Origin of the sequence: Marinomonas communis (assembly GCF_004363305.1) — a bacterium.
GTDB lineage: Bacteria > Pseudomonadota > Gammaproteobacteria > Pseudomonadales > Marinomonadaceae > Marinomonas > Marinomonas communis.
Window position 1 is genome coordinate 413,192 of the sequence record NZ_SNZA01000004.1, and the last position, 12,586, is coordinate 425,777.

A 12,586-nucleotide genomic window follows, 5' to 3' on the forward strand; every position below is an offset into this window, starting at 1 on the left:
GAACGAACGGGATGTTCATTGGAGTCCATCGCGGAATAATTAAGCGAGACTCACAAGAGCGAAGGCCAATCGGCCAAAGATTGGCCGCCATAATAACCCAATTTAACTTAATTTTGCAGATATTTGACGTGATCCCAATTCAAAATGCCACAGAGACCCATTGGTCCACTGAGCTAGCACAAGCAATAAAATCTCCCGCAGAGCTAATGCCATTGTTGGGGCTATCCAGCACAAGCCTTCCGCAAGCAGAGCAAGCGATGGCCTCTTTTCGGATGTTGGTACCACGGCCATTTTTGGCACGAATGGAATACGGCAACCCAAATGACCCACTGTTAAAGCAAGTGTTAGCCGATGACATTGAAATGCTTCCAGTCTCTGGATACAGCAAGGATCCCCTTGACGAAGGCGAGCATAATCCCCAAAAAGCCATCGTACATAAATATGAGCGCCGAGTGCTGGTCATTACTACCGGCTCTTGCGCGGTGAATTGCCGCTACTGTTTCCGCCGGCATTTTCCTTACGGGGACAACCAACTAGCGCAGAAGGAATGGGACTCGATCATCGAATACATTCAACAGCACCCTCAGGTGAACGAAGTGATCTTAAGTGGTGGCGACCCATTGATGCTCAAAGACAGTCAACTGAGCAAGCATATTCTTCGCCTAAATGAGCTGCCACAATTAAAACGACTGCGTATTCACTCTCGCTTGCCGATCGTGATTCCAAGCCGCATTAATGAAGAGTTTTTAAGCTGGGTGAAAGCCAGTCGCTTAGACATTGTATTGGTGCTGCACAGTAATCATGCGAACGAAATCGACGCGGCCATTGCTGAAAAAGTCACCCAACTAAAAGCTCACGGAGTAACTGTCCTAAATCAAGGCGTATTGTTACGAAACGTAAATGACAGCGTCACAGCTCAAGTTGAGCTCAGCGAAAAACTGTTTGATGCAGGAATTTTACCCTATTACATGTTTACCTTTGACCCTATCGAAGGCGGTGCTCATTTCGACATTCCCATTGCTGAAGCACAAAGCTTAATGGGCCAAGTAGCCAAGTACTTACCTGGTTACCTAATGCCTCGTTTAGCAAAAGAAATCCCAGGGGAACCAGCCAAAACCGTATTAGCCCCCACGTTTGCACCAGACGCGTAAAACGCAAAAAGCCGCTGGCACGAATGTGCTAGCGGCTTTGTCACATCTAAATACCGTTATACTTTGATATTGATGTTTTGACCAAGGTTGCCTGAAGCAGGCGCGCTCGACTGGATCTGTTGAGTAGACGATGCCGCACTCTCAAGCAGTTGCAACGACTGACGTCCTTGCTCTTCCTGCTGAGTCTTTGCCATCGCAACACCCATCATTTCCATTGCATACGCCGTACTGACATTCGTAACACTGTTCATAGTCAGACCTCTTAGTTCAGTATCCCTACTTTAGTACAGTCATTCAGAAAGCGGCAACGCCGCCTTACAATCCATTACAAACCTTTTCGGCCAGATACTCGCATACTTGAATCATGGTTTCAAAATCACCAATTAGTTCGTTGCATTTTATGCAACACCTTATCACATAAAACACTGAGTAAATTCTGTGCACCAGCATATGAAAGAAAAATAAGAAACATTATCATTAGTATCAAAGATAAAGGTTAGCTTAAGGAGAGCTCATGTCACTTACTCGCAACATTTTGTTCAGCACCACTTCCGCTATGCTTGTTATGTCAAATGTCGCACTGGCTGACGTCACGCTAGACACCAAGTACGGCAAAGTAACCGTAAAAGACGATGTGAAGAATGTGGTCACCCTTCACGAAGGTGCTTTGGATGTCATGTCTGCCATCAACTTCAAAGTGGCAGGTTCGGTTGCGACTCGTGGCAGCGATACGGTATCGCGCTACCTTGCTGAACGTCAGCCTAATATCGATATTGTTGGTACGGCACGTGAGACCAACCTAGAAGCTGTAATCAACGAACGTCCTGATGTGATTCTGGCTTCACCTTCTTTGTCTCAAGAGCAATACAATATGCTTTCCAAAATCGCGCCAACCATTGTGCCGATTGGTAGCGACTACTCAACACCGTTTAATTGGAAAGCCGAAGCTCGCCTATTCGGCAAAGCGGTAAGCCGTGAAGCCGATGTGGAAAAAGCTATCACCGCTGTTGAAGAGCGTGCCGCTTCGATCAAACAGAAAGTAGAGCAAACGATCCCAGCAGATCAGCGCACAGCATACGTGGCTCGCTGGATGCCACAAGGCCCAATGGCTATGTCTAAAAACTTGTTTGCTGGCACATTATTAGCTGCAACAGGATTCACAGCTGAGGATGGCGGCTTGATCAAAGCAGGTCGCCCACACTCAAGCATTCTAAGCCTTGAAAACATCAGTGCTATTGACCACGACTGGTTGTTCCTTGCGACATTGAATGAAGACGGTAAAGCCGCTCTTGATGCTGCCAAAGATTCACCTGCCTTCTCACGACTTAATGTGGTTCAAAAAGACCACGTAGCAACTGTAGACGGTCAAGTATGGAGCAGTACTTCTGGCCCATTGGCGGCACACGTTGTGTTGGATGACATCGAACGTCTGGTGGACAATCAGTAGTCATGCACTTCGCTACATCGTTTTGGCAAAGGGCGCCCTCGCAGCGCCCTTTAGTCGTTTGTTTTTGCCTCGTTAGCGTTCTCACCATCGGCTGCGCCCTGTTATCCTTACTGATCGGAGCCGGAGCTGTTGATATAACAGAATCGTGGTCCACCCTTTGGGGACAAGGTAATGAGGAAGCGCACTTTGTCATCATGGAACTGCGTTTACCCAGAACCTTAGTTGGTTTAGTGGTTGGCATTGCCTTAGGCATTTCCGGCGCTCTGATGCAGGCGGTTGCTCGTAACCCTTTGGCAGAGCCAGGCTTGCTAGGAGTCAGTGCTGGGGCATCGTTTGCCGTGGCCGCAGCATTGATTCTCGGCGCTAGTGCAGCGACATTAGCCATGGGCGTTGCGCAATTGGGCGCTCTTGCTGGGTGCTTCTTCGTGATGATTGCAGCACGTCTTCAGGGACAATTTAAAGACCCTGTACGACTCGTCTTAGCAGGTGCCGCACTCACCTCTTTGTTGACCGCACTGACTTCCATCTTGTTAATGTACGATCAACGTGCAGCTGATGAGATACGTTTTTGGGTCACAGGTAGCGTGGCTGGCCGTCATTTAAGCAACCTAGTCACTGTATTACCTTATTTTGCCATCGCAGCCGCTATTACTTTGTATGTATCAAAGCCTCTGGCCTCCATGGCGTTAGGTGAAAAAGTCGCATTAGGTCTTGGCCATAACCCGCGTACCATTCGTTATTTAGTGATGCTTGCAGTGGCTCTGTTTGCGGGTTCAGCAACGGCGATTGCGGGTCCGATTATGTTCGTTGGCCTCGTGGTGCCCTTCGCAGCCCGAGCATTGGTTGGTCCAGACATTCGCCGTACTATGATTATGTGCTTACCCATTGGACCACTGATGATTATCGGCGCGGATATTCTTACACGCATGATCGCTCAACCTGCGGAAATGCCTTTGGGCGTGTTAACTGCCATGGTCGGTGCCCCAGTGTTAATGCTGATCGTTCGTGCGAAGCGTTTGCCGACGTTAGCTTAGGAGTTGTATTGTGTCCTTATCTCACTCTTCATCTGCTCAACTAACGCCTCCGTCAGGTTATTGGCTACTTCGTTCAAAGCACATGAGCCTTCTGCTAGACCGTCAGGCGATTCGACGAAATATACTGTTAAGCGTGGCGTTACTCTTGATCGGCATTCTCAGTTTGGGCGTTGGCACCTTAAGCTTATCGCCTAAAGAAGTGGTGCTAGCACTGATTGGGCAAGGCGATAGCATGACGCAATTCGTGGTCAATGAATTACGCCTTAATCGATTATTAGCCGGTATTTACACGGGGGCTGCGTTTAGTATTGCGGGTTGCTTGATGCAAACGGTGGCACGTAACCGATTGGCCACACCTGGGATCATCGGCATCGATAACGCGGCCATGGCGTTTGCTGTCGCATCAGTGGTTGGTGTCGGTATTGGCCTTGCTCCATCGGCTATGGCTCTGACAGGGGCGGCATCAGCTACCGCGCTGGCATTTATTATTGGTGGTGGCAGTGGCACCCGAGGCTATCGCTTTATTGTTGCAGGCTTAGCTATTGGTTCTGTGTCCGCAGCGGTGTCGCAGCTATTGCTCTCACAAGTTCATATTGATACGGCAAACGAGGCTTATCCATGGACGGTGGGGAGTTTGTCCGCACGTCCTGAAGAACAGATTCCTTGGATGGGTTGGATCACTTTAGTGGGAATGGTCGTGAGCATTTTCTTATGTCAGCGTTTCCAATTAATGGCCTTTTCCGATTCTGTGATGACTGCTCTTGGTCGCACGCCCAACCGCCTGCGTTTTTCTGCCGTCGCGATTTCCGTGGTACTAACGGGTTTTGCCGTCGCCCTAGCGGGCCCTGTTGGGCTAGTCGCTTTAGTTGGCCCCGAAATGGCAAGAACCTTTGCTAAGCATCGCGGCTTGCCGTTGGTGTCTAGCGCCCTTTGTGGGGCGATCGTCATGGTGTTGGCGGATTTCGCGGGACGGACCCTTTTGAGCCCCATCGAAATTCCTGTCGGTGTGGTCACCGCAGTGGTTGGCGGGCCTTACTTACTTTGGATATTAATTCGTAAACCTAAACGGAGCACTCTATGAGTTCATCCACTCAAGCGCCTTTAGGCACTCAATCGATCACCCTCAAACATGATGACCATGTCATCATTGATGGGCTTGATGTCACATTTCCAGCGGGAAAAGTCACCGCCATCGTCGGCCCTAATGGCTGCGGTAAATCAACGCTGCTAAACGGCTTATCACGTGTGCACCTGCCGTCCTCAGGGCACATTCTGCTAAATGGAAAGGACATTCATTCCATGCCAGCCAAGCAAGTGGCGAAGAAGTTAGCACTGTTACCGCAAGAGACGTCAGCACCGGATGGCATTACTGTACGAGAGCTGATTCGTTTTGGTCGTCACCCCCATCAGTCACTGTTCAAACAATGGGGTATGGATGATCGCACCGCCATCGAATTTGCCTTGCAAGCCGCAAACTTGGAGTCTTTAGGGGATCGTTTGCTGGACACGCTTTCTGGTGGACAGCGCCAACGTGCTTGGATCGCTATGTCCATTGCTCAAGAAACGCCTCTTTTGCTACTCGATGAACCCACTTCCGCATTAGATTTAGGGCATCAAATAGAAGTTTTCGATCTTATTAGGGAGCTTGCAGCAGCAGGCAAAACCATCATCATGGTCGTACATGATCTGGCGATGGCCGCTCGTTATGCCGATCATTTGATCGCCATGAAAGGGGGAGAAATTGTCGCCCAAGGCTCACCTAAGCAGGTCATCACGCCAGAGATTTTGGAAAGTTTGTACGGAGTTCATTGTGACCTGTTGGCAGACCCGCATACAGGCGCACCAATTCTGGTGAATGTCCGTCGAGCACATGACTCAGGAGCCAGCAAAGCTGCCGCTCCAAGTGACAAAAAACAGGCTGAGCTAGCCCTCTAATCAACCAAGCAACCACGTCACGATAAATGCGTACTCACTTTGAGTTAGAGTACGCATTTTTCAAACGTGTCAGCAAGACTTGGTTCCGCTTCGGCAAATGCCCAAAAGCGTATAGAAGATACAGAGGAAGTTTTGGAGCCTGCCACTCAGGAAGGACTCGGATCAATTCACCAGGATGGAACTCTTCTCTCCTAGCAACCATATCTTCTGGCAAAATCCCGATCCCTCTGCCATGCACAATACAATCTAAGTGAAAGCCCATTAAGTCTGTCGTCAGGCGCGAGCGAGGCATACGTATCTCTTTATAGCCATGCTCAGGGTGAAATAGAGCAGACATTTGATCATTGCCAAAGAAGTTATGTAAATTGACCCAATCATGCTCTTCAAGTGCTTCAATCGTATCAATCGGCCCATGTTGATCAAGGTAGCGCTTATGAGCATAAACACCGCAATCTAGCTCCCCTAGCAGCTCCGATTTGAAGGTTCCTCCGCGTAACTCACCCATATACAACACCACATCCGTTTGTTCGCGGATATCTTGAAAATCAGTCACCGTGTAGACATCAATTTGCGCTTCAGGAAAGTCATCTAGAAACCGAAACAACTCCCGCGTCGCCCAAGATCGACTCAAACCAGAGAACAAACCGACTGTCAGCCGCCCTGTTACTGTCTCTTTCAATTCATCTACTGTCCGATGAGCCCGTAAAACAGTATCAAGAATGGACTTGGCATAAGGTAAAAAAGCCTTCCCCGCATCGTTGGCAAACATCTTATTGGCTTGACGGCGCATGAGAGGTTGGCGCATGACTTCTTCAAGGTGAGAAATACGCCGACTGAGAGTCGACTTGGAAACCCCTAGGTGTTTGGCACTGGAACTTAAGTTGCCCGTCTCCACTACGGAAACAAAGCTTTTTAAATCATTGAGATCGTACACAAGAGTCCTCTTTATGGTGATTCAGCCGTTGTAAAATACGCAACGCTCCATCGCAGGACAATTTTACACAAATAATACAGAATACAAATGATAAAGATTACCATTAAATTTTGCATTTTTCGTACTTATTTTAAGGATTAAAGTTCATGCGTAGTTTCTCGATTTCTTTGGTGGCTCTTAGTGTGGCCATGGCTCATTCCGCCCATGCCGACACGGTTAACCTTGATGAGTTAGTCGTCAGTGCTTCTGGCTATGAGCAAAATACACAGGATGCTGCGGCCTCCATTACTGTCATCAGCGCAGAAGAGATTGAGAAAAAAGCCTACCGCGACGTAACTGATGCTCTAGCAGCGGTTCCAGGTGTATACGTTTCTGGTGGTGGCTCAACCTCTGACATCACCATGCGTGGTCTTGGTGGTAAATACACCATGATTCTAGTGGATGGTAAACGTCAAACGAGCCGTGAAACACGCCCTAACTCTGACGGCCCTGGTATTGAGCAAGGTTGGATACCACCGCTATCAGCGATTGAGCGTATTGAGGTCATTCGTGGCCCTATGTCTTCTTTGTATGGCTCAGATGCTCTAGGCGGTGTGATCAACATCATCACTAAAGATGTGCAGCCTGAGTGGCACGGACAATTGAGCCTTGGCACCGTTATTCAAGAAGACAATGCATCTGGCAATAGCATGCAAACAGATTTCTACGCATCAGGCCCTCTGGTTGGCGATACGCTTGGATTAGAAGTGTTTGGTCAAATTAATGAGCGCGAAGAAGACAGCATCACTAATGGTTATGCTGAACAAAGCATGCAAAACCTAACAAGCAAATTGTCTTGGAAGGTCAATGACGAGCAAACCTTAAAGTTCGAAGCAGGTACAGAATCACAGAACCGAGATCGCACGGCCGGTTTAAGTGCAACCTCAGATAGCGAAGCTGAGTACCAACGCGATCACTTCTCTATCAGTAGCGATTTAAACAAAGAAAACAGCCAACACAATAGCTACATCAGCTATGAAAATAACGACAACAAAGCCCGTGATATGCAATACGAGTCACTGGTTTTGAACCATCAGAGCCACTTATTCTTTGACCAACATACATTGACCGTAGGTGGACAATTTGAGAACCAAACACTAAGTGATGACAGCAACAACGCTGACAACGGCTTAAACGAGCTTGAGCGTTGGCAAGCAGCAGTCTTTGCTGAAGACGAATTCTACTTAACAGATACTTTCTCTCTAACAGCAGGCCTACGTTACAACGAAGACGAAAACTACGGCAGTGCAGTGACGCCACGTGTTTACGGTGTTTGGCAAACAACTGATAATATCACCCTAAAAGGTGGTATCAGCGCAGGCTACCGCTCACCTGATCTTCGTCAAGCAACAGACGGCTGGGCACAAACAACAGGTCGTGGTAGCGCCATTATTTTAGGCAACTCTGACTTGGAAGCAGAGAAAAGCATTAACCATGAAGTAGGTATTGCTTGGACTAACCATCAGGGTACTAAAGCGGAATTGACCGCTTTCTACACGGAATTCAAAGATAAGATCACAGAAAGCCGTGACTGTGATACCAGCGCAGGTGATGCTAGCTGTACCTATGATGGTGAAAGCTACTCGTTTATCAGCTCTCGTTACAACGTAGATAAAGTTGTTACCCAAGGTGTAGAAGCCTCTTTTGCAATGCCTCTAACCGCTACATTGGATTGGGATGTTGGTTACACTTTCACTGACTCAGAGCAGAAGTCGGGCGACTTCGCTGGACAGCCGCTGAATCGTATTCCAAAGCACCGTATTCACACCAACCTTTCATGGGATGCGACCGAGGCCCTGAATGTTTGGGGTGAAGTGAATTATGTTGGTGAGACCACTGAAGGTTTATCTCGCACCAGTATGGCGGAAGCCTACCCAGAATATACTCTGGTTGATACAGGCTTCACTTACAAAGCTACGAAAGATGTTACTTTCTACGCAGGCATTTACAACTTGCTTGATAAGGAAATTGACTACGATACCTACGGTAAAATCCTAGACGGCCGTCGCTACCAAGCGAAAGTCAAAGTCGCTTTCTAAGCCTTATTCAAGAGGCCCCTTAACCTCGCGATTTTTAGGTTTATCCATATCCCCTCTGAGCCTTTCAGAGGGGATTTTTTTTGCTAACAAGCTTGCTCGGCAAACGCTTTCCAATATTGAGCAATCACCGCTTGGTTTTCTTCCAAAGTGTCCACTGGCACCAATCGACCTTGTTTTTGTAATGTCTGACGATGAGCGGCTGCTCGATAAAAGGTATACGCTTCTTTCATCTTCGCAACGTTTTCAGTCGACAGTAAATCGTGCGCCTCGGCAGCCTCTAGTTGACGAATGTTGTCCGAGTAGGTCATTAGATCTGGGTAGCGGTGTGACCATGCTAACACCATGTATTGCACCATAAACTCAATGTCTATAATGCCGCCAGCTCCTTGTTTCAGATCGAAGCCTTTTTCTATACCACTGGTGTCCAAGTGCGCACGCATTTTTTCACGCATGTTAAGCACTTCTTGTTTCAAGCTATTCCGATCGCGCTCGCGACCGATGATGTCTGCTCGAGTCTGCTCAAACTGCGCCATCAGTTGCGCTTCCCCCGCTAAGGCTCGCGCTCTGCATAACGCCTGATGTTCCCATACCCACGCTTCCTTCTCTTGATAGTCTTTGAAGGATTCAAAGCTAGTCACCAGCAAGCCCGAGTTACCTGAAGGGCGCAAGCGCATGTCCACTTCATAGAGTCGACCTGCCGCCGTAAAGCTCGTCAGAAGGTGGATGATGCGCTGACCTAAGCGTGTATAAAACACCAAGTTATCAATGCTGCGTTCACCGTTGGTGGCACGATTAAGTTGAGCGTTATGGATAAAGACCAGATCCAAATCTGAATCATAGCCCAGCTCTATCCCGCCAGATTTGCCATAGCCTACTATGACCATCTCTGGGCGAGTGACATCACTGTCATCTCTTGTAGGGAAACCATGGCGCTGGGTGAGATAATGCCATGACTGCTGTAGCACTTGTTCTAACAGAACCTCAGCCAACCAAGTTAAGTGATCACTCACTTTCATTAGAGGCAAGATACCAGTTATATCGCAAGCCGCGACACGCATGATAATTGAGCGTTTAAAGCGACGCATGGCATCCATATGAGCCTCTTCATCGTCTTCTGGTAAACGCATCAGGGTTTGCCTTAGCTCAAGCTGCATGGCTTCTTTCGAAGGTGGCGAAAAGAGCGTATTGGCGTCTAGCAGCTCATCTAGCAATGCAGGCGAGTTAGAGATCATTTCAGAGAACCAAACGCTCGCCCGACACAAACCAATCAAGTGCACAATGGCGCTCTGGTTTTCAGACAAAAGCACTAGGTAAGACGTGCGTCGCGTCACCGCTTCCATGATGGGAATGATACGTTGCAAGACCGTATCAGGATGTGGTTCGTCTTCTAGGCAGGTCATCAAGGCTGCTAGGAACACCGCCAAACGCTCTTGTCCAATGGGTTGCATATAAGCAACCGCACGCGAGTTTAGGAATTGCCCCAGTTGTTGGGCCGACGCTGCGTGATCTTGCCACTGTATACTTTCCATAGCCTCTTCGATCAAACTGTGCTTTTGAGGCTGTTTTAAAATCACTCGCCAAGCTTCTTGCGCCTGCTGATCACAAGAGTTTTCTTCACCATCATCAATCAATGCTTGGAAGTATTGATGCACCGCCTTGCGATGTTGCCATAGGGTTTCTAGGAGCACGTCCCAACTCTCTTCGCCCACATGATACGCTAACCTCGCTCGCTCTGTTTCGTCCTCAGGCAATAACTGGGTTTGCTCATCCGCGGCTCCTTGCAAGGCATGTTCAACACGTCGCAGGTAACGGTAGGCAGCAAGCAAATCATCCACTTGCTTAGCGTCTAGATAATCGTCTTTCCCTAATGCTGGTAAGACATGAAACAAAGCAGGATTTTGTAGGCGCTGGTCACGGCCACCGTGAAGGATTTGTAAGGCTTGAACAATAAACTCAACTTCACGAATGCCTCCTTCGCCTAACTTGATATTGTGCTCAATCCCCTTTCTTCTCACTTCTTTGGCGATCATGGATTTGAGGTCGCGCAGCGCACCAATGGCACCAAAATCCAAATATTTCCGATACACAAATGGACGGCGAAGCGCTTCAAACTCCTCCACATCAATGGGGTCTCCCGCCATGACCCGAGCCTTGATCATGGCGTAACGCTCCCAGTCACGTCCTTGGTCTTGGTAGTAGTTTTCCAGAGAATCCATACTCATGACCAAAGCACCAGACTGACCAAACGGTCTTAAGCGCATATCGACACGAAATACGAAACCTTCCGCATTCACTTGATCTAAATGCTGAATCAGCTTTTGCCCGATCTTTGTGAAATACTCTTGATGAGACAGTGACTTTTTGCCCCCTTGTGTCTCGCCATGCTCACGAAACGCAAACACCAGATCAATGTCTGATGAGAGGTTTAACTCAAAACCTCCTAGCTTACCCATACCAATCACGATCAGCTTTTGAACTTGGCCTTGCTGATCGAGAGCTTGGCCATACAATGTCTGATAATTCTGCATGGACCATTGTTGGCTGGCGTTGACGGCAACATCCGCCAAGCGGCTTAGGTGGGAAGTTAGGGTTTCAAGGGAAATGGTTTGCTCGATATCCGCCGCAATTAAGCGTGTCATCCACCAATGGCGATAACGACGCAGTTGCTGCATCAGGGTAATCTCATCCCAGTCCGGTTGCGCAACCGTTTCTGAGACATGTTTACCCCAATGCTTCTCGCCAGAGTAAAACTGGGCAATGGATGGCTCCACCACTGATTCCATTGATTCAAACAACGTTTCTAGCCAATTGGGGAAACGCGTTAGTTGTTTATGAACGTACTCACTCAATAGCCAGATGCGTTCTGCACGTTCTAGTGTCGGCGCATCGATCTCTAAGCCGATTCGTCTTGCGATGGCATCACTCAGAGCCTGCTGTTTTATCTCTCGTTGTTGCGCTGTGCATAACGTCTGAAGCTGCGAAAGTGGAATCAAGGTCAAGTGGATATCCTTATTGTTATTGGCCGTTACATTAGGCTGGTCGATCGAGTTGCTGATTAAGCCATTGCCCTGTCGATAGCATCATGATGCCAGTCTCTGGTTTGCTCGCCAAGCGCTCTAGCAGCCCCTCTCTATCTACTTTGAATAGGCTGTCATAGCATTGGTCTAGAGCTTCTAATCGCTTGGACAGTTCCGTAGGAACACACTGCTTCAATTGGTATATTGCACTGCGAATCGGCTGCAGTAATGCTTCATCCCTCAGATAAAACATGGCCTCCCAATACACCAGCCAAGTTTCGTACCAGTACTCGGCAAAGCTCAATAATGAGTCCTGTGGGTTAGGTTTGGATGGAAACTCTATACGACGATGTTTAAGACGCGAGCCTTTTTGCGCTTTTGACACAACACTTACCTGTACTGGTACTTGCTGCGCAATTAGGTGTGCAAACTCGTATAACGCACCTTCATCACCGGACTTTAACTCAAGTTCTAACTCACAAATATTATCGCGGCCATAAGCAGAGGACACTTCCCCTTCATCACAAACAACCTCTAATACTGAGGATTTATAATGAATCAGCCACACATGACGCTGGAAATCCGTGCGGAAAACTTCAATGAGATCACGGGACCATTGCATATCCTGTAATGGTTTAGGTAATGGCACCTCAGATAATAACGTCAGGTCTAAACCATCGCTGTCAACGTGCCACTCCCACTCTCCTCGGGCATGCATTCCAACACGACTGCTACCACGAGTTTTCACAGTTTGTATGAATTCTCGATTTACCGCACGGATACGTAGGGCAATGCCGTTTTCTAACAAAAGAGCGTTGGCGGTATCGTAATACCCATTCATAAGATCGAGTGTCGCTTGGCGGGAACTCTTGGAGGATGTATCTTGAGCAGAACTGTTTTTTTCACAAAATGTATCGAGAAAAGCGCATGCCGACTTGAGATACTCGGGTTGAACCATTAACTTTAGTTCAAGCTCGGTAGCCATATTTT

Annotated in this window: 10 protein-coding genes; 6 read left to right on the forward strand and 4 right to left on the reverse strand. The window is 48.1% G+C overall.

Annotation, left to right across the window (positions count from 1 at the left end; genetic code table 11):
- Window positions 1–128 precede the first annotated feature (128 nt).
- Window positions 129–1,151 (forward strand): EF-P beta-lysylation protein EpmB, encoded by a 1,023-nt coding sequence (gene epmB / locus C8D85_RS13475; RefSeq protein WP_244937018.1) that lies wholly within the window; start codon window positions 129–131, stop codon window positions 1,149–1,151.
- Between the two features lie 56 nt (window positions 1,152–1,207).
- Here epmB and C8D85_RS13480 read toward each other — a convergent pair whose 3' ends face one another.
- Window positions 1,208–1,402 (reverse strand): hypothetical protein, encoded by a 195-nt coding sequence (locus tag C8D85_RS13480; protein WP_133563575.1) that lies wholly within the window; start codon window positions 1,400–1,402, stop codon window positions 1,208–1,210.
- A 263-nt stretch (window positions 1,403–1,665) separates the two neighbouring features.
- Between C8D85_RS13480 and C8D85_RS13485 the strand changes: the two genes are divergently transcribed.
- From C8D85_RS13485 to C8D85_RS13500, 4 genes are read left to right on the forward strand one after another with little or no spacing between them, the layout of a single operon-like run.
- Window positions 1,666–2,598, forward strand: coding sequence for an ABC transporter substrate-binding protein (locus tag C8D85_RS13485; protein WP_133563577.1), 933 nt, complete (start codon window positions 1,666–1,668; stop codon window positions 2,596–2,598).
- A gap of 2 nt (window positions 2,599–2,600) precedes the next feature.
- Complete coding sequence (locus C8D85_RS13490; protein ID WP_133563579.1) at window positions 2,601–3,632, forward strand: FecCD family ABC transporter permease; 1,032 nt, start codon at window positions 2,601–2,603, stop codon at window positions 3,630–3,632.
- 10 nt (window positions 3,633–3,642) lie between these two features.
- Window positions 3,643–4,713, forward strand: a complete 1,071-nt coding sequence (locus C8D85_RS13495) for a FecCD family ABC transporter permease (RefSeq protein WP_244937019.1) — start codon at window positions 3,643–3,645, stop codon at window positions 4,711–4,713.
- Window positions 4,710–5,567, forward strand: coding sequence for an ABC transporter ATP-binding protein (locus C8D85_RS13500; RefSeq protein ID WP_133563581.1), 858 nt, complete (start codon window positions 4,710–4,712; stop codon window positions 5,565–5,567). The genes C8D85_RS13495 and C8D85_RS13500 overlap by 4 nt, the downstream gene beginning before the upstream one ends.
- Window positions 5,568–5,601: 34 nt before the next feature.
- Here the strand turns inward: C8D85_RS13500 and C8D85_RS13505 are convergent, their stop codons facing one another.
- Window positions 5,602–6,501 (reverse strand): LysR family transcriptional regulator, encoded by a 900-nt coding sequence (locus C8D85_RS13505; protein ID WP_133563583.1) that lies wholly within the window; start codon window positions 6,499–6,501, stop codon window positions 5,602–5,604.
- A gap of 146 nt (window positions 6,502–6,647) precedes the next feature.
- Between C8D85_RS13505 and C8D85_RS13510 the strand changes: the two genes are divergently transcribed.
- Window positions 6,648–8,579 (forward strand): TonB-dependent receptor domain-containing protein, encoded by a 1,932-nt coding sequence (locus C8D85_RS13510; RefSeq protein WP_133563585.1) that lies wholly within the window; start codon window positions 6,648–6,650, stop codon window positions 8,577–8,579.
- Between the two features lie 83 nt (window positions 8,580–8,662).
- Here C8D85_RS13510 and glnE read toward each other — a convergent pair whose 3' ends face one another.
- Window positions 8,663–11,578: a bifunctional [glutamate--ammonia ligase]-adenylyl-L-tyrosine phosphorylase/[glutamate--ammonia-ligase] adenylyltransferase gene (glnE, locus tag C8D85_RS13515; protein ID WP_133563587.1), complete on the reverse strand. Its 2,916-nt coding sequence runs from the start codon at window positions 11,576–11,578 to the stop codon at window positions 8,663–8,665.
- Window positions 11,579–11,609: 31 nt separating this feature from the next.
- A complete protein-coding gene (locus C8D85_RS13520) occupies window positions 11,610–12,581 on the reverse strand; it encodes a CYTH domain-containing protein (protein WP_133563589.1) in 972 nt (323 codons plus the stop codon).
- Window positions 12,582–12,586: the final 5 nt, after the last annotated feature.

What these genes read in the sequence shown, in the direction of transcription:
- C8D85_RS13480 (WP_133563575.1), bottom strand. Translation starts at nt 1,402, where the DNA reads ATGAACAGTGTTACGAATGTCAGTACGGCGTATGCAATGGAAATGATG.
- C8D85_RS13485 (WP_133563577.1), top strand. Translation starts at nt 1,666, where the DNA reads ATGTCACTTACTCGCAACATTTTGTTCAGCACCACTTCCGCTATGCTT.
- C8D85_RS13490 (WP_133563579.1), top strand. Translation starts at nt 2,601, where the DNA reads ATGCACTTCGCTACATCGTTTTGGCAAAGGGCGCCCTCGCAGCGCCCT.
- C8D85_RS13500 (WP_133563581.1), top strand. Translation starts at nt 4,710, where the DNA reads ATGAGTTCATCCACTCAAGCGCCTTTAGGCACTCAATCGATCACCCTC.
- C8D85_RS13510 (WP_133563585.1), top strand. Translation starts at nt 6,648, where the DNA reads ATGCGTAGTTTCTCGATTTCTTTGGTGGCTCTTAGTGTGGCCATGGCT.
- C8D85_RS13520 (WP_133563589.1), bottom strand. Translation starts at nt 12,581, where the DNA reads ATGGCTACCGAGCTTGAACTAAAGTTAATGGTTCAACCCGAGTATCTC.